The sequence below is a fragment of the Mycobacterium gordonae genome (assembly GCF_002101675.1).
Classification (GTDB): domain Bacteria; phylum Actinomycetota; class Actinomycetes; order Mycobacteriales; family Mycobacteriaceae; genus Mycobacterium; species Mycobacterium gordonae.
This window is the reverse complement of the sequence record NZ_LQOY01000210.1, coordinates 1-24,737: the sequence shown is the minus strand read 5'-3', so window position 1 is coordinate 24,737 and position 24,737 is coordinate 1. Positions and strand designations below refer to the sequence as shown.

At 66.4% G+C, this 24,737-nt stretch carries 24 protein-coding genes and 1 pseudogene; 10 read left to right on the top strand and 15 right to left on the bottom strand.

Features of this window, described 5'->3' with window-relative positions; translation table 11 throughout:
• Positions 1-9: 9 nt before the first annotated feature.
• The 3 genes and pseudogenes from AWC08_RS26850 to AWC08_RS26840 form a co-directional block, all read right to left on the bottom strand.
• A pseudogene (locus AWC08_RS26850) lies at positions 10-1,125 on the bottom strand (CaiB/BaiF CoA transferase family protein); the annotation flags it as partial.
• Complete coding sequence (locus tag AWC08_RS26845; protein ID WP_065136447.1) at positions 1,122-1,673, bottom strand: UGSC family (seleno)protein; 552 nt, start codon at positions 1,671-1,673, stop codon at positions 1,122-1,124. The gene AWC08_RS26845 and the pseudogene AWC08_RS26850, both read right to left, overlap by 4 nt.
• Before the next feature lie 21 nt (positions 1,674-1,694).
• On the bottom strand, positions 1,695-2,807 hold the full coding sequence (locus tag AWC08_RS26840; RefSeq protein ID WP_065136448.1) for a hypothetical protein: 1,113 nt from the start codon (positions 2,805-2,807) through the stop codon (positions 1,695-1,697).
• Positions 2,808-2,899: 92 nt separating this feature from the next.
• Between AWC08_RS26840 and AWC08_RS26835 the strand changes: the two genes are divergently transcribed.
• Positions 2,900-3,859, top strand: coding sequence for a LysR family transcriptional regulator (locus AWC08_RS26835; protein WP_065136449.1), 960 nt, complete (start codon positions 2,900-2,902; stop codon positions 3,857-3,859).
• Here AWC08_RS26835 and AWC08_RS26830 read toward each other — a convergent pair.
• A complete protein-coding gene (locus tag AWC08_RS26830; RefSeq protein WP_065136450.1) occupies positions 3,834-4,439 on the bottom strand; it encodes a TetR/AcrR family transcriptional regulator in 606 nt (201 codons plus the stop codon). The genes AWC08_RS26835 and AWC08_RS26830 overlap by 26 nt on opposite strands.
• A 65-nt stretch (positions 4,440-4,504) precedes the next feature.
• Between AWC08_RS26830 and AWC08_RS26825 the strand changes: the two genes are divergently transcribed.
• The gene (locus AWC08_RS26825) at positions 4,505-5,335 is read left to right on the top strand and encodes an alpha/beta fold hydrolase (protein WP_085088457.1); all 831 of its coding nucleotides are present in this window, start codon (positions 4,505-4,507) and stop codon (positions 5,333-5,335) included.
• Here AWC08_RS26825 and AWC08_RS26820 read toward each other — a convergent pair.
• Positions 5,332-6,282 carry a dipeptidase gene (locus AWC08_RS26820; protein ID WP_065136452.1) on the bottom strand — a complete coding sequence of 317 codons (951 nt, stop codon included), beginning with the start codon at positions 6,280-6,282 and terminating at the stop codon, positions 5,332-5,334. The two genes, AWC08_RS26825 and AWC08_RS26820, sit on opposite strands and share 4 nt — an antisense overlap.
• Before the next feature lie 60 nt (positions 6,283-6,342).
• Here AWC08_RS26820 and AWC08_RS26815 point away from each other — a divergent pair, with 60 nt between their 5' ends.
• Complete coding sequence (locus AWC08_RS26815; protein WP_065136453.1) at positions 6,343-7,107, top strand: SDR family NAD(P)-dependent oxidoreductase; 765 nt, start codon at positions 6,343-6,345, stop codon at positions 7,105-7,107.
• Between the two features lie 54 nt (positions 7,108-7,161).
• On the opposite strand, the gene AWC08_RS26810 is transcribed toward AWC08_RS26815, so the two are convergent.
• The 6 genes from AWC08_RS26810 to AWC08_RS26785 are packed head-to-tail and all read right to left on the bottom strand — an operon-like array spanning position 7,162 to position 13,402.
• A complete protein-coding gene (locus AWC08_RS26810) occupies positions 7,162-7,818 on the bottom strand; it encodes a hypothetical protein (protein ID WP_065136454.1) in 657 nt (218 codons plus the stop codon).
• Positions 7,815-8,231 carry a Zn-ribbon domain-containing OB-fold protein gene (locus tag AWC08_RS26805; RefSeq protein WP_065136455.1) on the bottom strand — a complete coding sequence of 139 codons (417 nt, stop codon included), beginning with the start codon at positions 8,229-8,231 and terminating at the stop codon, positions 7,815-7,817. The genes AWC08_RS26810 and AWC08_RS26805 overlap by 4 nt, the downstream gene beginning before the upstream one ends.
• The gene (locus tag AWC08_RS26800) at positions 8,228-9,385 is read right to left on the bottom strand and encodes a thiolase family protein (protein WP_065136456.1); all 1,158 of its coding nucleotides are present in this window, start codon (positions 9,383-9,385) and stop codon (positions 8,228-8,230) included. The genes AWC08_RS26805 and AWC08_RS26800 overlap by 4 nt, the downstream gene beginning before the upstream one ends.
• A 27-nt stretch (positions 9,386-9,412) precedes the next feature.
• Positions 9,413-9,742, bottom strand: coding sequence for a hypothetical protein (locus tag AWC08_RS26795; RefSeq protein ID WP_065136457.1), 330 nt, complete (start codon positions 9,740-9,742; stop codon positions 9,413-9,415).
• Position 9,743: 1 nt separating this feature from the next.
• Positions 9,744-12,050, bottom strand: a complete 2,307-nt coding sequence (locus AWC08_RS26790; protein ID WP_065136458.1) for a CaiB/BaiF CoA-transferase family protein — start codon at positions 12,048-12,050, stop codon at positions 9,744-9,746.
• 2 nt (positions 12,051-12,052) lie between these two features.
• The gene (locus AWC08_RS26785) at positions 12,053-13,402 is read right to left on the bottom strand and encodes an amidohydrolase family protein (RefSeq protein ID WP_065136459.1); all 1,350 of its coding nucleotides are present in this window, start codon (positions 13,400-13,402) and stop codon (positions 12,053-12,055) included.
• Between the two features lie 168 nt (positions 13,403-13,570).
• Here AWC08_RS26785 and AWC08_RS26780 point away from each other — a divergent pair, with 168 nt between their 5' ends.
• Both AWC08_RS26780 and AWC08_RS26775 read left to right on the top strand, forming a co-directional pair.
• The gene (locus tag AWC08_RS26780; protein WP_065136460.1) at positions 13,571-14,566 is read left to right on the top strand and encodes a LacI family DNA-binding transcriptional regulator; all 996 of its coding nucleotides are present in this window, start codon (positions 13,571-13,573) and stop codon (positions 14,564-14,566) included.
• A gap of 96 nt (positions 14,567-14,662) precedes the next feature.
• The gene (locus AWC08_RS26775) at positions 14,663-16,117 is read left to right on the top strand and encodes an aldehyde dehydrogenase family protein (protein ID WP_065136461.1); all 1,455 of its coding nucleotides are present in this window, start codon (positions 14,663-14,665) and stop codon (positions 16,115-16,117) included.
• A 74-nt stretch (positions 16,118-16,191) separates the two neighbouring features.
• Here AWC08_RS26775 and AWC08_RS26770 read toward each other — a convergent pair whose 3' ends face one another.
• From AWC08_RS26770 to AWC08_RS26760, 3 genes are read right to left on the bottom strand one after another with little or no spacing between them, the layout of a single operon-like run.
• Positions 16,192-16,599: a Zn-ribbon domain-containing OB-fold protein gene (locus AWC08_RS26770; protein ID WP_069434519.1), complete on the bottom strand. Its 408-nt coding sequence runs from the start codon at positions 16,597-16,599 to the stop codon at positions 16,192-16,194.
• A gap of 1 nt (position 16,600) precedes the next feature.
• Positions 16,601-17,809, bottom strand: coding sequence for a thiolase family protein (locus AWC08_RS26765; protein WP_065136462.1), 1,209 nt, complete (start codon positions 17,807-17,809; stop codon positions 16,601-16,603).
• A 9-nt stretch (positions 17,810-17,818) separates the two neighbouring features.
• Complete coding sequence (locus AWC08_RS26760; RefSeq protein ID WP_069434520.1) at positions 17,819-20,038, bottom strand: acyl-CoA dehydrogenase family protein; 2,220 nt, start codon at positions 20,036-20,038, stop codon at positions 17,819-17,821.
• Between the two features lie 155 nt (positions 20,039-20,193).
• On the opposite strand from AWC08_RS26760, the gene AWC08_RS26755 reads away from it, so the two are divergent.
• Positions 20,194-20,766: a TetR/AcrR family transcriptional regulator gene (locus tag AWC08_RS26755; RefSeq protein ID WP_065136472.1), complete on the top strand. Its 573-nt coding sequence runs from the start codon at positions 20,194-20,196 to the stop codon at positions 20,764-20,766.
• On the opposite strand, the gene AWC08_RS26750 is transcribed toward AWC08_RS26755, so the two are convergent.
• The gene (locus AWC08_RS26750) at positions 20,753-21,355 is read right to left on the bottom strand and encodes a TetR family transcriptional regulator (RefSeq protein WP_065136464.1); all 603 of its coding nucleotides are present in this window, start codon (positions 21,353-21,355) and stop codon (positions 20,753-20,755) included. The two genes, AWC08_RS26755 and AWC08_RS26750, sit on opposite strands and share 14 nt — an antisense overlap.
• Positions 21,356-21,372: 17 nt before the next feature.
• Here AWC08_RS26750 and AWC08_RS26745 point away from each other — a divergent pair, with 17 nt between their 5' ends.
• The 4 genes from AWC08_RS26745 to AWC08_RS26730 form a co-directional block, all read left to right on the top strand.
• Positions 21,373-22,446 carry a DUF1214 domain-containing protein gene (locus AWC08_RS26745; RefSeq protein WP_069434521.1) on the top strand — a complete coding sequence of 358 codons (1,074 nt, stop codon included), beginning with the start codon at positions 21,373-21,375 and terminating at the stop codon, positions 22,444-22,446.
• Complete coding sequence (locus AWC08_RS26740) at positions 22,443-23,615, top strand: sulfotransferase family protein (protein WP_069434522.1); 1,173 nt, start codon at positions 22,443-22,445, stop codon at positions 23,613-23,615. Before AWC08_RS26745 ends, AWC08_RS26740 begins: the two co-directional genes overlap by 4 nt.
• Positions 23,616-23,695: 80 nt before the next feature.
• Entirely contained in the window at positions 23,696-24,076 is a 381-nt protein-coding gene (locus tag AWC08_RS26735) for a hypothetical protein (protein WP_065136467.1), read from the top strand.
• 16 nt (positions 24,077-24,092) lie between these two features.
• Positions 24,093-24,737: PE family protein (locus AWC08_RS26730; protein ID WP_085088466.1), on the top strand; the 645-nt coding region annotated here is incomplete at its 3' end.

The following is a 24,737-nucleotide window of genomic DNA, read 5'->3' as shown; positions in this document are numbered from 1 at the left end:
GCGGATCTCGGCGCTGTGCTCGCCGAGGCGGGGCGCCCTGGTGCGGTAGGTCACCGGCGTCGCGGACAGGGTGATCGGGCTGGCGACCTGGCGGCCGGGACCGTCACCGTCGCCAGTGTCGCGGATCGGACGCAGCCCCAACCGTTCGGCCAAAGCGAAAGCCTGACCGATGTTGTTGACCGCGCCTGCCGGAATGCCCAGGGCGGGAAGCATTGTCGTCCAATAGCCGGCCGAGTTGGACGCCAACGCGATCTCCAGGTGCTCGCGCAACGGTCCCCGGTTGCGCACCCGCAGTTCGTTGCTACGGAACCGCGGGTCTCGCGCCAGACCTGGAATGAGCAGCGCGTCGCACAATGCGTCGAACTGCTTGTCGTTTCCCACCGCCAGGACGATGGTCCCGTCACCGGTCGCGTAGCTGTCGTAGGGAGCGATGCTGGCGTGCCCGTTGCCCATTGCATGTGGAATGTCCTTGGCCAGAACGTAACTGGACGCTTGATTGGCCAGTGCGGCCAGCAGTGCAGACATAAGGTTGATCTCGACCAGCTGTCCCTGCCCCGTCCGGTCGCGTTCACGTAGCGCCGCCAGGATGCCGACCGTCGCAAACAGGCCCGCCAGCACGTCGACCAGGGCCACCCCGACCTTGGTCGGGTGTTCGTCATCGAATCCGGTGATGCTCATCAGGCCGCCGAGCGCTTGGACCAGCAGGTCGTAGCCGGCCAGTCGATGTCCCGCGCCGGTCCCGAATGCCGTGATGCTGCAATACACCAGCCCCGGGTTGTGCCGGCGCAGGGTGGGCTCGTCGAGGCCGAACCTGCCCATCGTGCCAGGACGGAAATTCTCCACCACCACGTCGGCGCGGGTGGCGAGTTCCGCTGCGATACGTCGGTCTCCGGGCTGGTCGAGGTCGAGCACAATGCTGCGTTTGTTGCGGTTGACGCCCAGATAGTAGGTGCTTTCGCCGTCGACGAACGGCGGCCCCCATTCGCGCGTGTCGTCGCCGCCGGGTCGCTCGACCTTCACGATCTCAGCACCGAGATCGCCGAGGGTCATGGTGCAGAACGGCCCGGCCAGCACCCGGGAAAAATCGGCTACCAATAGCGATGACAGCGCACCCTTTTCGGTCATGCGGCCTCGCCGGCGATGGCGTCGCCGAACCAGATGCGCCGCGCCTGCGGTGCGATCTCGCTTGCACGGCCGTCGAGCTGTTCCAGCGTCAGACTGCTGATCGGATGGGTCGCGACGGCGGGTTCGAGCCCCGCCATGCCGCGGGCCTCCCGTTGCAGGCGGGCCTCGAGTTCGAATTCCGTTGTCACGATCGCGACGGTCGGTACACCGGCCTGCTCGAGCCGCACCGCATCGTTGACGCACGCGGAGCAGCAGGAGCCGCAGTCGCCGATCGCCGTGAGGGCGATGTCGTTCTCGGCGGCGATCGCCGCGATCAGTTCAGGACTGGCATCGGAGGAGAAGTGGTGCTTGTCGTAGTAAGTGATGTTCGCGAAGACCGTTCCGCCATCGGTCAGTTCACGCACGGTGGCACGCAACAGTTTGGCGGCGTTCCATTTGGTATTGCTCAGCACGGCCAGGCGCAGACCCCTGGTGTGGCCCGGGCGAGGGGCGGTGGGAATTGCCGCCACCTCGACGACGCCGCAGGGGTCATAGGCAAAGTTGGTCATCGCAGTTTCCTTCCTCGAGTGTCAGAGCCGGCATGCGCCATCGGAGCAATCCAATTCGCGGGCATTGCCCCCCGCCCCGGGCACGTTGTCTTCAACTGCCCGTAGCACCGGTGTCGTCGCGGTGCTCCAGCCCGGCAGAAAGGCGGAGAACCGACCGGCCGATCCGCCGGCAACGAATAGGTGAATGTCGTCCGGGGTGAAGACAATCGGCACCCGCCGGCCCGGCTGCCGGGGATACCACTTGGGCAGGTTGCGGTTGTAGGTCCGCCCGCCCGGGGGCGCGTAGCGGTCGCCATAACTTACGTCGTCCCAGGAGTTGGTGCCGTTGAGCCACAGGTAGCGGCGCACGTCGTCACGCGACCAGCCGAAGGAAGCGATCGTCCGGGCATGCTCGACCCCGATGACGACGGTGCAGGACCCGCCGAGGACGGCGTTGTTGTGGGCGACGGTGCTCATAGCCGAGGCGATCGAATCCAGAATTCCCTGTGGGTCGTCGGAGATGTGGTTGGTGACGCTGTGCGGGGCTTCGGCACCGATCACCAGCACGGTGCTGTCGTCCGGGGCATAGCCGTGTTCGACGTGATAGGGCGCCCACGGGCTGGCTTCCTCGTTCTCGGAGATGCAGAAGGTGTACTTGCCCGGGTGGCCGAGGGTGCTTTTGTCGAGCTGGCCGGGAATGCCGCCGCCGACACTGAGCAGAATCAGCCGCACCGCGCGGCCGATGGTCGCGTTCGCGCGGTTACCGGAGCCGAAAACGTTACCGCCGGAATTCATTCCGATCCGCCGCGCGATGGGACCATTGACGACGATCAGCGGTGACACCACGTGCGTGGTGGCCTGGATGCCGTTGAGATTGAAGCGCGGGTCGGCCATTGCGAGCACCGCTGCCCGCACCACGGGTGCGTATTCAGGTTTGCAGCCGGCCATCACCATGTTGACGGCCAGTAGTTCGCGCGTCAGGCTGCCCCAGCGCGGTGGGATCCGGGCGACGAGGTCGTCGGCTTCTCCGCCCAGCGCGTCCAGCGCCTCGGTGACCCGCGCGGGGGTAGGCGGGACGACGGGCAGCCCGTCACTCCAGGGTTGGTCGAAGTAGTGGTCGACGAGATCACGTTCCGTCTCGATCAGTGCGGTCATGGTGTGCCTCCTTGGCTGTGCTGGGGCAACCGTAAGGCGGCGCCATCATCTGTGTCTAAGACATATCTGGTCTCGCTTTATATGCTGTACATATGAGCGATCCGGAGCTGCGACTACTGCGCTACTTCGTGACGGTCGCCGAGGAGCGCCATTTCGGGCGGGCCGCGCAGCGCCTGCACATCGCGCAGCCGCCGCTGAGTCAACAGATCCAGAAGCTGGAGCGTCAGCTGGGCACGGAGCTGATCGACCGGTCCCGTCGGCCGATCGAGCTCACCGATTCGGGGAGGGCCCTGTTTGACGAGGCCCGCCTGGCGCTCACTCACGCCGAGCGCGCGTTCGCGGCTGCGCGCCGGGCCGCCACCGGTCAGCTCGGTCAACTACGCATCGGCGCCCTGCAGGCGGCGGTCGACGGAGTGCTGCCCTACGTCATGAGGGCACACCGCCGGCGGTTCCCGGATGTCACGCTCGAACTCAGCGAGTCGAGCAGCACCGACCAGATTGCGCAACTGGTCTCCCACCGCATCGATGTCGGAGTCCTGCGTGGACCGGTCGACGAACCTTCGCTGACCATCCAGCCGCTGATCGACGATCCGCTCGCGGCGGTCGTCTGGGAGGATCACCCACTGGCCGAACAGGAGCAAATCGAGCCGGGACTCCTGGCTCATGAACCGATGGTCCTCTGGGCGCGGGCCGCCGCAGCCACCACCTACGGCGATGTCGTTGAGCTGTGCCGGATGTATGACATCGAACCGCCGGTGATCGATGAGGTGCCGCGCATCCAGACCATCCTCGCGCTGGTCGCGTCTGGGGCTGGAATCGCCTTGCTGCCAACATCATTCATCAACCTGAGCCGCAACGGCGTGCGATTCGTACCGTTGCAGGGACGGCTTCCCCATCGGCCACTCGCCCTGGCGTGGCGCAGCACCGACCAATCTCCGACCGTACATGCCTTTTTAGACGTCGCCGCCGCTGCAGCGCCGCAGTACCTGGAAGACCTGGGTAGGCGCTATCCGCAACTCAGCGCGGCTACCCCTCGAGCATCCCGTCGATGAGCCGGTGCAGGACCTGGCGAACCTCCTTACGGGTCCGCTTCTGGTCCTCGGCGGTCGCGATCGCCATGGCCGCCTCGTCGAGCGCGCCGATCAGCACGGTGGCCAACGCGCGCACCGGCAGTCGCGCCAGCTGACCCGCCTTGATCGCCTCGGTGATCAACTGCTCGGTCATGCCGAGGCTGTACCGCTGGGCAACGTCGCGGAAGGCCGCCCAGCCGAGCACGGCGGGTGCGTCCAACAGGATCAACTGGCGTACCTCCGGATCACCGGACACCTCCAGCCAGGCGTCGACCGCCGCGCGAATCATGTCCGCCGGGGTGGCGGCACCCGACGACGCCACCAGCGTGCCCATCCGGGTCATCACATCGAGCTCGACCGCTTCCACGACATCGCGGAATAGCGCTGCCTTGTCGGTGAATTGGTGATACATCGCGCCCCGGGTGACACCGGCCTCCGTGGCGATCTCGGGGGTGCCCACCTCGGCGTACCCGCGCAGGCCCCACAACTTGCGGGCAGCCGAGATGAGCGCCTCACGGGTCGCCGCGGAGCGCTCCTCCTGGGTGCGTCTCTTGATTTCCATACAACCTGTTGGTAACTTACGAACAGACAGACTGTTTGTAAATCCCTCTCTGTTAGGAGCCGTTCATGCCGACGATCGACATTAGCGCCGGAACCATTCATTACGAAGCAACGGGACCCGAAAACGGCAGGCCAGTGGTCTTCGTGCACGGATACATGATGGACGGCCAACTGTGGCGCCAGGTCAGCGAGCGGCTCCCCGGTCGCGGGCTGCGCTGCATCGCCCCCACCTGGCCACTCGGCGCTCATTCCGCGCCGCTGCGCCCCGGGGCCGACCGGAGTATCGACGGCGTGGCGGCGATCGTTGCCGAGTTCCTTGCCGCCCTTGATCTTACCGACGTGGTGCTGGTCGGCAACGACACTGGCGGAGTGGTGACCCAACTCGTCGCCGTGCATCACCCGGACCGGCTCGGTGCGCTGGTGCTCACCAGTTGCGATGCCTTCGAACACTTTCCGCCACCCATCCTCAAACCGGTTATCCTCGCGGCCAAGTCGAAGAAGGTCTTCCGCACCGCGATTCAGGCCATGCGCGCACCCGTCGCGCGCCGGCGGGCCTACGAAGGGCTGGCGCACAACGACATTGACGCTCTCACCGAGACCTGGGTGCGGCCGGCGCTGTCTGACCCCGCCGTCGCCGAGGATCTGCGCCAGTTCTCGCTGTCACTGCGCACCGAGGTCACCACCGGCGTCGCCGCCCGGCTCCCGGAATTCGACAAGCCGACGCTCATCGCCTGGTCGGCTGACGACATCTTCTTCGAAGTCGAAGACGGACGCCGGCTCGCCGCAACGATCCCGAACGCGCGCTTGGAGATCATCGAGGGTGCACGGACCTTCTCGATGGTGGATCGACCGGATCGGCTTGCCGAGCTGTTGTCGTCCGTCGCGGTGCCCGCCTAAGCCTTCCAGGCACTTTGCGCGACGCGATAGAAGTTTCCGCCGAGGACCGCCGCGATGTCCGCGGAGCTCCAGCCACGCTCGTCCAGATGCACACCAAGCGTTAACAGCGTCTCGGGTGGCATCCACTGGATCGTTCCCCACCGGGTGTAGTTGTCGTCGAACAGGTGGGGGTTGCGGGCCACCTCCTCGACGAAATCGTCGTAGTCGAACGAGAAATCGCTGCTGACGCCCACGTGGTCGATGCCGACCAGCTCAACCGCGTACTCCAGGTGTCGCGTCATCGCTTCCAGCGTGGGGGTGTTGGGTCCGAGGAAGATGCCGACACCGGTGATGCCGACGACTCCTCCGGTGGCCGCGCAAGCCCGCGCCTGTTCGTCGCTGATGTTGCGCGGATGGTCCCAGACCGCCCTCATGCAGGAGTGGCTGTAAATCACTGGGCCGTTCGATATCTCGCACATATTCAGACCCGTGCGGGGGCTGCAGTGCGATCCGTCCGGGACGATACCCACCCGGTTCATCTCGGCGACGATCGAGCGTCCCCACTCGGTGAGCCCGCGGTCGATCGCATCCAGGCAGCCGCTGCCGGCGCGGTTGGCATGGTTATAGGTAGGCAGCAACGTCCTCACCCCGAGGCCGGCCAGTACCGCGAGATTGTCGAGATCGTCGTCGAGGGGTCGTGAGTCTTCCAGGTCGAAGACCACCGCGATGCGGTCTTTGCCCGCAATGGCACTCACCTCCTCGGCGGTGGCTGCCAGCTCCAGGTCCGGGTGGGCATCCACCGCGCTTCGAAAGTGCCGTAACAGCGCGGTGGTGTCACTGAAGCTGTGCGGCGAATACCCCGCGTTGACCGACACGAAAGCGCCGCCGCGACGCCGGTATCTGGTCAACGGGTCTACGGCGGCGTCGACCCGCAGCGGCAGGCAGGTGTGCTGGTCCCACAGGGTCATGCCTACCGATACTGCCGCACCCGCGTCGAAGCCGGTGATCCCACCGGATAGTGTTTCATCATGTCGGACGCAGCTCTGCAGGGCAGACGCATTCTCGTGACCGGTGCGGCGACGGGTATCGGGGCTGCCGCGGTCGCCGTGCTCACCTCGGCCGGCGCTCAGATCGCCGCCACCTACCACCAGGCGCCGCCTCCCGACGATCTGGCCGCCACGTGGCTGCAGTGCGATGTGCGCGACGCCGACGCGGTCTCGGCCATGGTCGCCGGCGCGGCCGAAGCCCTCGGCGGACTCGACGTTCTGGTCAACGCCGCCGGCCTGTGGCAGCCGGGCATTCCGGGATATATTGGCGCTGAAGACATCTCATTCCTGCTGGACACCAACGTCAAGGCGACGATCCTGACCAACCAGGCCGCCTATGCCGTCATGAAGGACCAGCAACCCAAGGGCGGCCGCATCATCAACTTCGGCTCGTCGGAGGCCGTCATGGGCAGTCCGGTGTCGGCCGTGTACGCCGCAACCAAGGGTGCGGTGCAGGCCTGGACACGCTCGGCGGCCCAAGCCTGGGCCGCCGACAAGATCACCGTCAACGCCCTGGCGCCGGCGGTACAAACACCGGGTTCCAACCGGTTCCGGGAGTTTCTCGGGCCCGACGCCGCGCCGTTGATCGACGAACAGCTCAAGGCGAGGATTCCGCTCGGCGGGGCACTCGGGGATCCGGCGCGCGACTTGGGGCCGGTGCTGGTTTTTTTGGCCGGACCGGGCTCCGGATTCATCACCGGCCAGCTGATCGCGGTGGACGGCGGCCTGACCATGCTGGGTGCCTGAGGGTTTGCGCGAGCAGACGTGAAAGCGCCCAATTTCGGACCGAAATGGGCGCTTTCACGTCTGCTCGCGCCCCGTGGTGCGGCGCCGGATCTGGCCTTTGGGGCGTCGGACCCGGGCGGCGGGATCTCGTGTGGTGCCCGCTGCGATCTCGTCGCGCAACTGCTCAATGTTGGAAAGCTCGGCATACAGACCGCGGATGGCGTAGTCCAGGACGGCGAAAGAGTAACGCTGGTCGGGGTCGTCGAGGATACCGACCTCGCGGGATCGTTGTCGTGACCACAGCGCCTCGTCCAACCGCCTTCTCGTGGCCCCGAGGTGCCGGTCCAGGTTGTCGATGACGCGCTCGGGGTCCTCGCCGCGAGCCAGCCAGGTGCGCAGAATGACCGGGTGTTTGATGACGACCGGGTCCTCACCGGGGAACTGCTGGACCCAACAGCGCAACGCATGGAGGCCGACGTCGGTCGTCTCATAGAGCGTGATGGCGCGTTTACCGGACTGCGCATCGATTTCGTTGACCATCCCGCGCTCGAGCAGGTGGTGTAGTTCGCGCCGTACGTGGCTGACCGACGGGGACCAGTAGAAGTGGCCGACGGATAGCTCTGCGCGCGTTTTGATCTCGCCGGCGGTCAGCTGCTCATCGGTGGCCGCGAGCACTCCGAGCACCAGATAGGCAGTCACCGGTAGACCGTCGGTGATGCGCCGCGGGCTCATGGCGCCGCGGTGAAGTACGGAAGCGTCAAATCTTCTCCCACGGAATGGAACTCGACCCGCACGCGCAGGCTGACTTCCAAAGCGTCGGCGGCGATGCCGACGATGTTGGTCAGCATCTGGTAGCCCTCGTCCACGGTCACGATGGCGGGCGCGTAGGGGGGTGTGAAATCGGCGGTCACCGGCCGATGCACGACGGTCCAGCTGTAGATTTCACCTGTTCCGGCGCTGCGGGTCCATTCCAGCGAGCCCGAAAGGCATTGGCGGCAGTGCTCTGTGGGCGGGAAGTTGGCGATGCCGCATTCCGAGCAGCGCTGATAGCGGAGTTCATGCGAGCGACAGCCCTCCCAGAACGGCACGCTGACCGGGCTGCTGGCGTGCGGCACGGAGCCGCTCTGTGGTTGCAACAGGCTCATCGTGGCTCGTCTCCGAGCAATAGGACCGTGGTGAACAGCGCACCCGCACCGCCGTTGCTGCACAAGGCGATATGCGCGTCGGGCACTTGCAGGGTTCCGGCGTCACCGCGCAACTGTTGCACCGCCCGAACGGCGCGCTGCATCATCTGCGGGTTGGCGCCGGCATGGCTGAAGGACATGGTTCCTCCGTCCGTCGTGATCGGATGACTGCCGTCAATGGCGATGTGACCGTCGGCGACGAACGGCCCGCCCTCGCCGTCCCCGCAGAACCTGAAGGCCTCCAGCTGCCGGATGATTTCGAACGAGAACGGATCGTAGAGCTCCAGCACATCGACGTCGTTGCGCCGGATTCCGGCGTGTGCGAATGCGCGGTCGGCCGCGTTTCGGCCGACGACTCCGTTGACGTGATCGCCGCGGCGTCCCGCGAGATCCCAGGCCGGCGGGTGTTGGTAAGACGGGCCGTGGAAGTCGGCGCCGCTACCCAAAATGTAGATCGGCTGCCCGGACGTCTCCACCGCCTCGATGTTGGCGACCACCAGCGCGCAGCCGCCCTCCGAGGTGGTGGCGCAATCGAGAAGATGGAACGGGTCGGCGATCAGTCGGGACGCGGTGATGTCATCGGGGGTGAACGGGCCGCGTTGGTAGTAAACGGCTTCGGGGTTGTTCGACCCGTTGTTGCGGATAGTCGCCGCCACCATCGACAGTTGTTCGCGCGTGGTGCCGTAGACGTGCATGTGCCGTCGGGCGACGAGCGCGAACTCCGCGGTGGTGAACATGCCCCAGGGCGCCACGAATTCGTTCTCCGGACGGGTCCACGGCGCGGTGGCCTCGTGGTCGCGGTATTCGCCGGCCTGCGCGGCGACGAGCACCACCACGTCGGCCATGCCGTGCTCGATCGCGGTGGCCGCTTCGGTGACCATGCCGACGCCGAATCCCATTCCCTGCCAGGCCGGCCCGACCCGCAGATCGTAAATCAGTGCGGTCGACAGCGGTCCGGCGCTGATCCCGTCGACGTCGTCCAGTCGCAGGCCGGCGTCGTCGAGTGCGCCCTTGATGGCTTTGACGGCCAGGCCGCGGGAGGTTTCGCCGTCCAGTCGCCGGCCCTGGACGGTGTTGTACACCCCGACGATCGCCGCGGTGCGCTGCTGTTTCACCTGGACTCCATTCTGGTGTGCGCCGCTTCAGTTTTCGTCTGCCACGACACCGAGATAGGTGCCGAGCACGTCGCACTGCCTGCCGTGCCTGACGATCCGCCCGATCAGCTGGGCGCGGCCGTCTCGCGGTGACCCGCCGCCTTGCACAATGTCGATTCGCACATCGACCGGCCGAGCGGTTTGCGGGTCGGTGATCTCCACGACCATCGCCACCGCACGTTCGCCTTCATCCCACTCCACACCGGTGATGCGTTGCCGCGCCGTCAGTTCCATGACCACCGAATCCTGGCGCAGCAGGAACCGGACCAGCTGGCACAACTCGCCCGGGCGCGGCGGTACACACAGCGTCACTGCCATCTCACAAGCCCGCCGGGCGCACCGCGGTGACCTTCGACTCGCTCAACTCGCCGAGATCTACACGGCTGTAGCCTAATTCGGTCAGCACGTCGCTGGTGTGCTCGCCATACAGCGGAGCGCCCCGGTGAATCCAGCGGCGCGGTCGGCCGGAAAAGGTGAACGGCATGCCGGTGCACAGGAACGAGCCCGCGACCGGATGGTCGACGCGTTCCCAGAAGCCACGGGCAAGCAGGTGCGGATCGGTGAGCAGGCCGGCCGGTGCTCTCACGGGGGCGGCCGCCACCCCGGCCGATCGCAGTTCGCGTACCGCGTCGGGCACCGTGCGGCCCGCGGCCCAGTTGATGATCAATTCGTCGATGCCGTTGTCGGAGCGCAGCTCGCGCTTCTCGACGAGCCTGGCCAGTGCCCCGCGGGCGGCGTCGTCCATCGCAGCAACAGCCACCCACTCGTCGTCGCCCAGGCAGCGGTACACACCCTGCGGGCTGGCGCCAGGGGCGCGATTTCCCCGACGGCGCAGTTCGATTCCGTTGCGCGAGTATTCGACCAGCATTTCCGCGGCCACATTCAGTGCCGCCTCCACCATCGTAGATTCGACGTGCACGCCGATCCCGTCCCGGTCGCGGACCACCAACGCCGCCACCGCGGCGAAGGCGGCGTGCAGACCCGCGATCGGGTCGCACACACCGCGCGGGATCACCGGGGGGCCCTGCGCGTGGCCGGTGATCCACGCCATGCCCGTCGCCTGCTCCATGGTCTGGGCGAAGCCCACCCGGTCGCGCCACGGGCCGTCCAGCCCGAACGCCGGCATCCGCACCATGACGGCGTGTGGGTTCGCGGCGCTGACGGCATCCCATTGCAGGTCGAAGTTCTCCATCACCCGCGGCGAGAAGTTCTCGATGACGAGATCGCTTGCGGCGATGAGCTTCAACGCCGCCGCACGTCCGGCGTCGGTTCCGAGTTCGATGCTGATGCCGCGCTTGTTGTTGTTGCTGCACAGGAAGACCGGGCCCCATTCCCACCACTGGTCCCAGGTCGGTGGCCGGCCGGCGGAGAACCGCATGCCGTCGGGCCGCCGCACGCCCTCCACTTTGACGACGTCGGCGCCGAGCGCGCCGAGAAACTGGGTGGCAAATGGCCCGGCCCAGAAAGCCGTGAAGTCGGCAACGCGGATGTCGGACAACGGAAGTGCCTGGGGATCGGCCCGGCCGGCGTTTTCGCGGCGGGGTGGCCAGTCGATGCTGCCGTTGTGCTCGCCGAGTTCCGGTGGCCGGCCCGGCAGCCGGGTGGTAATGGCGCCGCCGCGGTAGGGCACTCGCGGTTGCAGCACACCGAGTTCGGATTCGACGAACACGCCCCGTTGCAGGAAGTGATCGACCGTCGGCAACATCGCCGGGGTACCGATCGGCGCCACCGGAATGCGGAAGGCGACGGCAAGGTCGACGATCTCCGCAGTGGTGCGACATTCGGTCCACTGCGTCACCATCCGCAGAAACTCGTCGCGACGCGCGATGCGCCCCTCGACGGACGCCAGTTCGGCGTCGTCGAGCAGGTCGGCACGCTCGATGAGCACCAGGAAATCCTGGAACTGTTGTGCGGTGATGGTGCAGAAGCCGACCATTCCGTCGGCAGTCGGAACGATCGACGGCAGTTCCAGACTGCGGGAGTTCATCTGGGAGTCCGGGCCCATGACGCTGGCCGACATGGCGGGCAGGCCGCCCATCGCGATGGCCATCGCCTCGTAGGTCGAGACATCGATGACCTCGCCCCGTCCGCTGCGTGCGGCGTGGCGTGCGGTGGCGGCGGCGACCGCCGCCGCGAAAGTGCCGGCCAGCCACTCACCGAGGCGCCCGCCCGCCTGCACGGGTTCGTCTCCCGGCCAGCCGCGGCTGGCGATCGAGCCGGACAGCGCCTGCAGGATGAACTCGTTGGCGATCACCTGCTCCTCGACATAGGGCCCGCTCGTCCCGAACGGCGTGACGGCGACAAGCACTGCTGACGAATGTTTGTGCGCTACGAGGTTGTTCAGCGTCCAGCCGTCGGTGAGGTCGGTGATCACGACGTCGGCGCCCGGCAGCAACGCGTGAAGGTCATCGCCCAGGACCGACTTCTTCCCGGCGGCCAGATAACCGAACAGCGCCCCCGGCGGTCCACCCCCGGCCGACCACGCCCGCAGGGAATCGCCTTTCTCGCACTCGATTTTGACGACCTCGGCGCCGGCATCAGCGAACATCTTCCCCGCGTATCCCGCCGCTATTCCGTTGGACAACTCCAGCACGCGCCACCCGGTGAACGGTGGTTGGTGTGCCACGCTCAGTTGCCCAGCGTCGTGGCACGCCCGGCGATGCCGGGCGCTTCCACCGTCACCGGTGTCGCGCCCTGGGCTTGCAGAGCGAAAGTCGTCATTCGCGTCCACGCGTCGCGGTCACGCTGGCTAGCCTGATGCCCGACGTGAGTCACCACGTCGACGTCAGCGGCTTGCCCACGAAGATACCCCGCGCGGGCGTGCTCTTTCGGGATGTGCCGAAATGGGTCGAATGAGTAGGCGGCCATGGCGTTTTCGTGGGTGATCTTGTCGATGACCGCGTCGTCGAGGTGGCCCATCGTCTCGATGACGTCCTCCGGCGCGAACGGCCAGTTGCTGTCCGAATGCGGGAAATCGGACTCCCAGCACACCATGTCCTCGTTGAACCAGTCCATATTGCGCACGCCGACCTTGTCGCTGATGAAGCAGGTATAGAAGTGTCGGTTAAACACATCGACCGGCCCGGCGTAGCCCGGCGGGAACGTCGCGAGTGTCCAGCCCGAATGCCGTTGGTAGACATGCTCGGCGCGCCACAGGAAGTACGGCATCCAGCCGATGTCGCCTTCGGTGAGCGAGAACTTCAATTCCGGGAAGTCGGCCCAGAACTGTGCCCAGATGAGTTCGGTGAAGGTGAACATGCTCATCATCGACGAGGCGGTCATCATCACACTGGCCGGCGCGTCCATCGACACCATGGGTGACCGCGACGCGGAGCCGACGTGGGTGCACAGCACCGTTCTGTTCTCGCAGACGGCTTCGAACAGCGGGTACCAGTATTTGGTGTGAATGCTGGGCATCTGCAACGCTTCTGGGTTCTCCGAGAAGGTGACCGCATGGCAACCCTTGTCCGCCAAGCGTTTAACCTCCTTGGCCGCTTCCGCTACGTCGTAAAGCGGGAGGATGCCGCACGGAATGAACCGGCCCGGGTACGCGGCACACCACTCGTCGACGTGCCAGTCGTTGTAGGCCTTGATCATCACCAGGTTCACGTCGCGGTCGGGGCCCTGGTTGAGCACCTGTCCGGAGAACCCGGTGAAGTTCGGAAAGTTCAGCCCGGCCAGTTGACCACCGGCGTTCATGTCGCGCACCCGCTCGTCGACGTTGAAGCAGCCCGGACGCATCTCGTCGTAGCGGGAGGCATCGACGTTGTACATCTCGCGCGGTTTGCCGGCCACCGCGTTCAAGCCCATGTTCCGGCCGCGGATGTCGCCGTAGTACCACTGCTGGACGCCATCGGCTTCGATCACCACCCGGGGGGCGAGATGCTTGTACTTGGCCGGGACGTGGGCGTCGAACATGTCAGCGGGTTCGGCGATGTGGTCGTCAACGCTGATCAGGATCAGGTCGTCTTTGTTCATCCTGCGCTCCGGGGCTCAGTGACTACTAGGCCATGATGTCAGACCCAGCTATCCGACGCCATGACATGTAATCGCTCACTACGGCCCGAGCCAGGCCGTGAGGGGAACGGACTATTAGTCCGTGGTGGCGTCCCGGTCGACCGATTGACACGCGTGCCACCATGAGGCATGCCGGTCAGTGACGAGTTGGGCACGGCCAAGGGTGCCCGACCCACCACCGCCGATGTCGCCCGTCTGGCGGAGGTGTCGACCGCGACGGTCAGCTACGTGCTGAACAACGTCGAGGGACGCCGGATCTCGCCGCAGACTCGCGAGGCGGTCAACCGCGCCGCGAAGTTGCTCGGCTATCGACCCAACATCGCCGCGCGCAACCTCGCCCGCGGCAAGGGCGGCGTAGTGCTCTACGTCATCCCGCTCGTCGCAGTGGGTGACATGCCGATGCAGGCCGGCAGCCGGATGACCACCGAACTGGCGCGCCTGGGTCTGCTGCAGGTGCAGATCTTCGAAACCGAAGACGACCATCACGTCGTCGACGCCATCGAGAACCTCGACCCTGTCGCGGTGGCCAGCCTCTTCCCGCTCACCCAGGCGGCGGCCACTGCGGTCAAAAACGCCGGCATTCCGCACATCGACATCGGCAGCCTGCCCGCTCTGGGCGATCCGCACCTGGCGGTGGGCGAAATGCGGGTGGCACATCTCGTCTCGCGGGGCCACCGGCAGATTGCCTATGCCTACGGCGGAACCCCCAGATGGCGCGCGCTGGGTGACTACTGGCTCGACGGGGTCACCCGCGCAGCACAATCGCGCGGCCTGCCGCCGGTGCCCGTCGCCACCGTCACCATCGACAACGCCGCCGAGGTCGTGAGCGATTGGGTGCGCGACGGCGTGACCGCGGTGTGCGCGCAGAGCGACGACATCGCGTGCCTGGTCCTGTACGGAATTCATCGGGCGGGCCTGCAGTGCCCACAAGACCTCGCGGTGATCGGTGTCGACGCCAGCCCGATGGGCGAGGTGAGCACCCCGCCGTTGACCTCGGTCCAGTTCGATCCACGCGCGGTCGCCGACGCCGCGATCGCGGCCATCTACGAACGGTTGGGCTACCCGGCCCCGCCGTCTCCGGACATCACCGACATCGCCCGCGTCGTAGTGCGCTCCTCGACCTAGCCGAGGGATAGCCGATCGACTACTCAAGGTCTGGACATCCGTTGGTTAAGCGCATAACCTCGCCTTGACGAGTCAGATACTCAAGGAGGAGTACCGATGACGGTCCAGGCCGTTTTGGACGAGATCCGGGAGCGCCCGGGGACCGGCGAGGTGATCACGGTTGTCGATCCCGCCACCGAAGAGCAGGTCACCGAGTTCAAGGACTGCGGCCCGGAAGCGGTCGACGATGCCGTCGCGCGGGCGCGGGCGTCCTTCGAGTCGGGGGTCTGGCGGGACAAGCCGCCCAGCGAGCGGGCCAAGATCCTGTGGCGCGTCGGCGAGCTGATCGACCAGAACGCCGACCTGTTGGCCGAGCTGGAATCGCTGAACGCCGGCATGACGCCGCTGCAGGCCCAGGGCACCGTCACGGTGGGTTCGGAGTTCTTCCGCTACTACGCGGGCTGGTGCACCAAGATCGAGGGCATCGCCGCCGACGTGCACACCGGCGGTCTCACCGGCATCGACTCGCACCAGCACGCCTACACCCTCAAAGAGCCCTATGGCGTCGTGGGCCTGATCTTCCCGTGGAACGGACCGGTCTTCAATTTCTGCTGCAAGCTGGCTCCGGCCCTGGCGGCCGGCTGCAGCAGCGTGGTCAAACCCGCTGAGGAGACGCCGCTTTCGGCGCTGGTACTGGACAATATCCTGCATGAGGCCGGCGTGCCCGAGGGTGTGGCAAACCTGGTGCTGGGCAACGGGCACACCGCGGGCGCGGCGATCACCGCGCACCCCGACGTGGAGAAGGTCGCCTTCACCGGGTCTACCGAGGTCGGCCGGGCCATCGTGCACGCGGCCGGCGAAAGCAATTTGAAGAAGGTCACTTTGGAACTTGGCGGCAAGTCGCCGGTGGTGGTCTTCGACGACGCCGACCTGTCCAAGGCCGTTCCGATGGCGGCGTTCGGTACCTTTATCCACTCCGGTCAGGCCTGTGTGTGCGGATCGCGGATCTTCGTGCAGCGGGGCATCTTCGATCAGTTCGTGGACGCCCTGGCGAAGGTGGCGGACGGGCTACCACAGGGTGGCCCCAAGGACGAAGGCAGCTTGATCGGTCCGCTGATCAGCCAGAAGCAGCTCACTCGCGTCCTGGGCTACCTCGACCAGGGCCGCTCCGACGGCGTCGAGGTGGTCACCGGCGGCGAGAGGGTGGACCGCAAAGGCTATTTCGTCCGTCCCACCGTACTGACCAACGTCGCCACCACCAGCCGGCTGTTCCAGGAAGAGATCTTCGGGCCGGTGGTCGCGGTGATTCCCTTTGACGACGAGGACGAGGCCGTCGCGCTGGCCAACGACACCACCTACGGCCTGGCCGCCACCGCATGGACTCAAGACCTGGCCCGCGCCCACCGAATTGCCAAGCGGCTCAAGGCCGGGACGGTGGGGCTCAATTGCCAGATGCAGTTCGACCACTCGATGCCGTTCGGCGGCTACAAGCAGTCGGGTTGGGGTTACGAGTCCGGCAAGGCCGGTCTGGAGACCTACCTGCAGACCAAAATCGTGTGGGCGCAGATGTAGTCCCCTTGCGCGAGCAGACGCGTAGGCCCCTGATTCGGCACGAATTCAGGGGCCTACGCGTCTGCTCGCCACCCTTAGGCGGGCTCGTAGCGCAACATGGTGACGTCGTGCTCGGGGTAGTCGCAGAACACCGGCCGCACCCGCATGCCCACTCCCAACGCCTCCGGCTCGACGTTGACCATCTCGGTGGAAAACCGTGGACCCTCATCCCATTCGACAATGGCGAGCAGCTGCGGGACGGCGTCGGCGAAGTGCGGACTGACCGGGCGGCGCGCCACGGTATAGGAATACAGCGTGCCCATCCCGGAGATCTCGCGCCACTCCAGATCGTCGGCCAGGGTGCGCGGCGCCCGTACCCGCGGATAGAAGACATAGCTTTGCGACGACGGCGAATACTGGATGACGATGCGGTGCTGGGCCAGCGCATCCCAAAACGGCGCCGTGGTCGGAGTTTTGACGGGCATCGGACGGTCGAAGTTCATGTCAGTCTCCCTGCAGCACGAGCGCAGTCTGCTCGGACAGGATCCCCCCGTTGCCGGACACGAAGGCGCGGTTGCAGTCGGCCACCTGCGCCGCCCCCGCGCGGCCCATGATCTGCCGCGCGGCATCGCAGACGTGGTGCATGCCACCGGCCAGGCCGGCCTGCCCGAAGCCCAATTGGCCGCCGGCGGTGTTCAGGGGGAAGTCGCCGCGGAACGTCAGATCGTGCTCCGCGATGAACTTCAAACCGGTGCCCTTGTCGCAGAAACCGGCGTCCTCGAGCGACAGCATGACGGTGATCGTGTAGCAGTCGTAGATCGACACCATGTCCATCTGATCGCGCGTCAGGTCGGTCATGGCGAAGGCGGTCTCGGCCGCGGCGGCCATGGGCGTGTTCAACAGGTCTTCGGCATACGTCGGGGTCTTGAACGGCACGTTCTCACCAAAACCCTTGATCCACACCGGTCGGTGCCTGGCACGCCGGGCCAGGTCGGCGTTGGCGACCACCACCGCCGCGCCGCCGACACACGGCATCACGATCTCCAGCATGTGCAACGGATCAGCGATCACCGGGCTGGCCAACACGTCGTCGACAGTCAGCGGCTTGTCTTTCCAGATGGCGCCCTCGGTGTGATTGGCGTTGACCCGCTGGTCGACGACAATCTTCGCCATGGCGCGCTCGTCGTATCCGTAGACGGCGGCGTAACGCTGAGCCACCTGGCCATAGGGGCCGTTCTGCCCGAGGTTGCCGTACGGGATCTCGAATTCGGCTTGTGGAGAACCGTATTGGTTGCTCGACGAGCCGAAGAACATGGCGTCGACCATGGGCCTGGGCTTCTTCTTGGACGACGGCGTGATGTAGCGCGCGGGCAGCGCACACAGCACGGCGTCACAGATTCCGAGCTCGATCGCCGCGGCGGCGCGCCACACCATCGCGGCGGCGCTCGCTCCGCCGAGGTCCACCAACTCGGCGAATCGGGCTGGCATGCCCAGGTATTCGGCGATAGTCGAGGGCACGAAGATCTGCGACTCGGCCAGGTGCGAGGCCGCGATGCCGTTGACCATCTCGCCGGAAAGACCCGCATCGTCGAGTGCCGCCGCGGCGAGTTCGGCCCACTGCTCCAGAACGAACGGCGCGGGCGATGCCTTATTGAGCCGTTCGGGCGGTAGCTCCACGTAGCCGACGATGGCGGCCTCTCCGCGTAATCCCATGTTCGGTACCTATTTTCGTGGTAGACCCAGGATCATCTGAGCGATGATGTTCAGCTGGATCTCCCGGGTTCCGCCGCCGATCAGTTCGGCCGGGAGGTGCAGATACGGCTCCACGATCGCGGGATCGGAGTCGGCGACCATCGCCAGTCGGCCCGTCAATTGCAACGTCGCCTCAAAAGTGCGCCGCAACAACACATTCATCGCGACCTTGGCGATGCTCGATGCCGGACCCGAGGGCTGTCCGTCGAGCAGCCGGATGGTTTCCCGCACGCCCAGGGCCTTGATCGCGTGGGTGTATGCGTCGAGCTCACCAAGAGCGCGAAGCGCGTCCTCACGGTCCGGCCCCGGTTCGGACGCCAGCCGGCGCAGTGCGGCGGCCCGGTCGAACTTGACGTATCCGCTTATTGCCGAGCGCTCTTCGGCCATTGTCGCAATCGCCAGGTTCCACCCGCCGACCGGGTCGCCGAGCAGCATGTCGTCCGGGATGAAGACGTCGGTGAGGAAGACCTCGTTGAAGTGCGCCTCACCCGTCGCGGTCTTGATCGGCTGGATCTCGATCCCCGGAGACCGCATGTCCAGGATGAAATAACCGATGCCGCGGTGCTTGCTGGCCGCCGGGTCCGTGCGGGCCAGCAGCGCGCCGAAGTCCGCCCGGTGGGCCACCGACGTCCAGATCTTGTGTCCGTTGATCGTCCAGCCACCGTCCACTTTGGTGGCGCGGGTGGCCAAAGCCGCGAGATCAGAACCCGCGCCGGGTTCACTGAACAGCTGACACCAGGCGATCTCACCGCGCTGGGTCGGCGGTATCAACTTGTCCTGCAGGTCTTTCGGCGCCGCCTTGAGCACCGAGGGCAGGATCCACTCCGCGATGCCCAGGGAGGGCCGGACCAGCTCCGGGCGCTTGGCGAACTCGTCGTCGATTATCAGTTGGCGCAGCGGTCCGGCGTCCAGCCCCCACGGCCTCGGCCAGTGCGGCGCGATCAGACCCGCCTCGGCGATCAGGGTGCGTTGCGGCCCGGTCTTGAAGTCCTCGTAGTCACCTTGCCGTCCGGGCTGGTCGTTCTCCAATTGCAACGCGGCATCCAAGGTTTGAGCCACCTGTGCCCGGAATTCGGCGTCGGCGTCGCCCAGGTTCACCGACATGTCGCGCTGTTGGGTGCAGGTGAGCCGCCCCAGTCGGCGTGCCCACCGATTCGCCGGTCCGATCGACGCCGCCAGGCTGATGGCGCGCCGCCAGTACAAGTGCACGTCGTGTTCCCAGGTGAACCCGATGGCCCCGAACATGGTCAGGGCATCCAGAACCAGATCCGGGGCGGGTGAGATGGCGACAACGGCGGCACCGGCCGCAGCCATCCGATGCTGGTCGAGCGACTCGTCGGCGGCGCGCACGGCGTCCCAGGCTGCCGCCGTTGCCAATTCGCTGTTGATCAACAACATCGCCGCGCTGTGCTGTAACGCCTGGAAGGTGCCGATCACCTTGCCGAATTGTTCGCGGATGCGCAGATGCGCGGTGACCGCCTCGACACACCACTGTGTGATGCCGGCCGTCGTGCTGGCGACCAGCGCCGCCGCGACACACTCCGCCCGGTTCGCGTCAATGCCGCTGAGAACCGCAGAGGCCGCGTTTTCCGTCAGACGTAACCGACCGACGTCGGTGACGATATCCGTGCCGTCTTCGGGATTGGTTGCAGCCGAATGTGTTTCCGGGTCGATGAGCGCCCAGACGACGACGTTGTCTGGATCGCGGGCCCCCACCAGAAGGATCTGTGCCGAGCAGACACCCGAGGTGACGTCGGATTCCCCGGACACCACCCAGCCTTCCGCGCTGGGCCGGGCGCGGAATTCGCCGTTGCCGGGCAGGATGACCGCGGCGGGCACGCCGGCGGCGAGTTGTCGCAGCAGCGATTCGGCCGCCGGCGTCGGGTCTGCCAGTAATGCGACGGCGCCCGCGGTCACCGTCGGCAGCAGCGGTCCGGGCAGCAGCGCCTTGGCGGCAGCCTCCAGCACACACGCGCTGTCCATCAGCCGGCCGCCCTGGCCACCGACCCGTTCGGGCAGGTGGACCGCATGAAAACCGCTGGCGATCAGCGCTTCCCACCACTGCGGCAGCTTCCCCGCGGCCAGGGCCTCGAAGTTGTCCCGCGTCGTGGCGATGGGGGCATGCCGCGCAGCGAACTGCCCAACGGCATCGCTGAGTTCCTGTTGCTCAGCGGTCAGCCCGAGAGTCACGACGCCGACCCGCCGTGGGCGACGTCCGGACTGAAAGGGCTCGGCATCGGCCGCACAGACTGCTATCCTCTCCCCTTACAAGACGAACCGTCTCGTCTTGTCGAAGATTACGTTGTCGGGTCATGTTCTGTAAAGGCGAGTCAGGATCCTCCAAGATGTCCACCGACCTCGCGCCTCGGCGCCGCAGCGAGAAGTCGCGCACGGCAATTGTGGCCGCCACCCGTGAGTTGCTGTTGGAGCGCGGTTTCGACGGGCTGACCATCGAAGCCGTCGCCGCCAGGGCGGGTGTGGGAAAGCAGACCATCTATCGGTGGTGGCGCAGCCGTCCCGCACTCGTCGCCGACGTCATGCTCGAAGACGCCGACCGGATCCTCGCATCGATGAATCACACCGACGATCTGGCCGCCGACCTGGTGGAGTGGGTGGGCAAGCTCGCCGCCACCCTGACCAGCGACCGTGGATCGGCGATGTTGCGGATCCTGACCGCGGCAGGGATGGAACACGAGGACACCGCCGTCAAGCTACGCGCCGGATTCAGCAAGCCCCTGCACGACAGCGTCCGGACGCGCCTGGTGGCCGCGGACATCGCCGAAACCACCGCAGAGTCGGCCGCTGACGCAATACTGGGTGGCGTGGTTTATCCGATTCTCTCTGACGCACAAGGGTATTCACCCGAGCGCGCCGAACATACGACGCGCCTGATCGTCGAGTCCCTCACTCGATCGTGATCGCGCTCAGACCATGACGCACCCGGTCGGGTAGCGACCCGCCGTGCACCAGCCAGTCGTCCAGGGCGAGCCGCACGGTGGCCATCGCCAGCGCTCCGATCAGACGGGGGCGCGGGTCCCGCGCGGCAAGCCTCGCCAGCCGTGGGGCGATCAGGTCGGCGATTGCGGCCTCGTACCGCACGTAGATGTGCAGGGTCCAGGCATCCAGTGTTTCCGAAGACCGGGTGAGGGTGGCCAACTCGCGCACCTGGTCCTCGATCTCGGCGAATCCGTCAGCGAGGTCACCGAATGCGGCGACTACAGCATCGATGGCCGACAGGTGCGGCGGCTGGCTGGCCAGCGCGGTGGTGATCCGCTGCAGCCAGTGGACGTTGACCCCTTCGGCGACAGCGTCTTCCTTGGAGTTGAAGTAGCGAAAGAAGGTCGCTCGGCCGATGTCGGCCGCGTCCGCGATCCGTTCCACCGTGGCCCCCGCCAATCCCACCTCGGCCACCAGCTGTGCCGCCGCTGCCGCGATGCGCTGGCGCGTCGCCGCCCGCCGCCGCGAAGCAAGCGATTCACGCGAAGTGCTGGCCAAAGGCTGAGACATAGTCTAATTATGAGACCATGACTCAAGCCGAGGCGTCGGAAGCGCTGGCCGCGTGGCTGTTCTTTCAGCAGATGCTCGCCAACGCGACCGATGTCGTGACACAAGACGCGGAGTCCGAGCGTGAGCTACTGGAAGGACTGCGGGCGATCGCGCGGGTGTCCTCGTTGTGCTCGCAACTGTCCGTCGAAGCCGACACCGCGCAGCCGTCCTTCTTCGACATGTCCACGCCCAACCGGATGATCGGTGGCCCAAACCCCGACGGCAACTACTACCTCGCCATGATCCGCGGCGACCGCAGCTACCGCATTACCGGAACCAGAGGCACCAGCGCCTATCTCGGCTTTCAGATCCTGGCCGGCACCGGACTCACCCCGCGGCGCATGGCCGGGTATCTGAGCGATACGGAGCTGGACACAGACGAATTCGCGATCATCCTGTCCGCCGCCAAGCCGTCGAACACCGACGGCGGCCACTGGCTAAAGATGCCCGAGGACGCGTCGTCCCTGGTCGTCCGGGAGTACATCGGCGACCGCGCTACCGAAGAACTGGCCACGCTGCGCATCGAAGCTCTGGATCCCGATCCAGTGGTCCCCCTGACCGAAAGCGAACTCGCCGACCAGTTCACCGCGATGGCATGGACGCTGATGAAGCTGGTCACGCTGCATCGCACGATCAAGCCCGAACTCCTCGACCAACCCAATACGCTGCTGACCGCCCAGGCGGCCGACCTCGGTTCGGCCGACACCACCCCGGACAACCTCTACATGATCGGCACCTTCCGGCTTGAACCCGAGCAGGCACTCGTGCTGGACATCTCCCCGCCCGACACCAGGTACTGGAACGTCACGCTGGAAAACATCTGGCACGAATGCCTCGAGCCGCGTCGCCGGCACAGCTCGGTTACCAACCGGGGCGTCCAGCCCGACGCCGACGGGCGGGTACGCCTCGCAATCTCGGCGCAGGACTTCGGATTCGGTCACTGGCTGGATACCGGCGGCCGCCATCGCGGCTTCATCGTCCTGCGCTGGCTGGACAACCCGTCACCACCGGACGTGACGGTGTCGGTGCGCACGCGGGGGGAGCAACCATGACCCTGCACGAGCGATTCGCCCCGGACCGGCTGATCGCCACCGCGTGCGCGGAGACCGGCCACGACGACTTCGGTGCTGACGGCTGGCAACACGGACTCGAGCTGGTCGCCGACGGGCTGATCAGGGAGGCGCGGCTATCACCCATCGGTGTGGAGGTCGCCTACCTCGATCTGATGCGCGCCCTGAAGAACCGGCTCGACGTGATCGCCTGGCGCAAGCAACATCCCGAGATTGCGACCCAACCGATCGATGCACCGATCGTCATCGTCGGTCAGCCCCGCACGGGTACCACCATCCTCTACGACCTACTCGCCCAGGACCCTGACCTGCGTGCGCCATTGACCTGGGAGGTCGACGCCCCCTGCCCGGTGCCCCAGCCCGAGACCTACCATGACGATCCGCGGATCGCGGCCGCGCAGGCCAGCATCGAAATGTCCGAGCAGATCATTCCGGGGTTCATGGCGTTTCATCCGATGGGAGCGCTAGTGGGACAGGAGTGCGTCCGCATCACCGCGAGCGAATTCACCAGCATGATCTTCTCGGTGCAGTACCGGCTGCCGAGCTATTACCGTTGGCTGCTCTACGAGGCCGACCATGCCGGCGCCTATCGCTTCCATCGAATCTTCCTGCAGCACCTGCAATCCGGCGTGCCCGGGCAATGGCTGCTGAAGTCGCCGGCGCACTTATGGCAACTCGATGCGCTGCTCACCGAGTACCCCGATGCGCTGATCGTTCAGACGCACCGAGACCCGCTCAACGTCATTTCGTCGATCGCGGCACTGACACAGCACCTGCGACGAATGGGCAGCGAAGAATCGAATATCGCCGAGTGCGCGGCCCAGTCCTACGAGGAGATCGCCGTCGGACTCGAGCGCGAGATGGCACTACGCGACAGCGGTGCTGTTCCCGCCGGTCAGGTGATCGACATCCACTACGCGGATTTCATCACCGATCCCTGGACCACGATCCGCGGCATCTATCAGAAGCTCGGCCGCGAACTGCGTCCGGACACCGAGCAGCGCATGCGGGACTTCCTGGCAGCTCATCCGGGCGACGGCGGCCGCGGTCGCTACACCTGGTCGGACACCGGTCTGGACGCCGGGGAAGTGCGGGAACGGGTCACGGCATATCAGGAGCGCTACTCGGTACCTACCGAACCGCTGCGGTAACCCCCCGAAGGCAAAATCGGTCGAAGAAATGAATTCGTTATGTCCCCCAAAGTGTGACGTAGGACATAGACTTCCGGCTTGTGACGACCCCGTCCAACCCTTGGGGCGACGAACGACGGCGACTCTCGCACCAGCTACAGATGCGAGGGCAGTATCTCGGCCGCAGACAGGCGCGACGGCTCAGCCGGCGCTTCGCGCAAGTCGGCGTGCACATCCCGGCGACGCGCCTGCAGCAGTTGGTCACCGGCACCCCGGTAGCGGACCGGGAGTTGACCGACGTCAACTTCGCCCTGATCGCAACTCAGTACCTGCGCGAGAAAAAAGCCGCCAGAACAACGCGCCTGCAGCGCCGTTGCCGGCACGCGGCTGTCTGCGCAGGCCTGATCCTGGTGGCCCTGAACTTCCTGTTCTGCCTCGCCTATCTCTTCTTCACCCTGACCCAGCACGGCGCGCCGATGTGAGACCGGAGGCCGTCGATTGTCTTATGTAGTCGCCGTGCCGGAGCTGCTGGCCGCCGCGGCCACCAATGTCGCCGGCATCGGCGCCGCACTGGACGCCGCGAATGCGGCCGGCCCGGCGACGCGAGTTCTGGCAGCCGGCGCCGATGAGGTGTCAGCGGCCGTGGCGGCGGCGTTCGGCCGCAACGCCGCGGCATACCGGCTGGCCAGCGCTCAGATCGCGGTCCTCCACGAGCAGTTCGTGCAAGCCCTCGGCGCCGCGAGCGGCAGCTACGCCGCCGCGGAGGCGACGAACATCGCCACATTGCTGCAGCGCGCGCCGCAAGCCCTGCTCGACGCCGTCAACGCGCCCGCCCAGGCGGCCACCGGCCGTCCGCTGATCGGTAACGGAGCCGACGGGGCACCCGGCACCGGCCAGGCCGGCGGTCCGGGCGGGCTGTTGTTCGGCAATGGCGGCAATGGCGGATCTGGTGGGCCCGGCCAGTTCGGTGGTCGCGGCGGCTCCGCCGGATTCATCGGCAACGGCGGCAACGGCGGCCAGGGCGGAGCCAGCACGGCAATCAACAAGATCGCGCCTCCCGGCGGCAACGGCGGCTCCGGCGGATGGTTGTTCGGCAACGGCGGGGCCGGTGGGCAGGGCGGGCTGGGCGGGGCGAACATGACC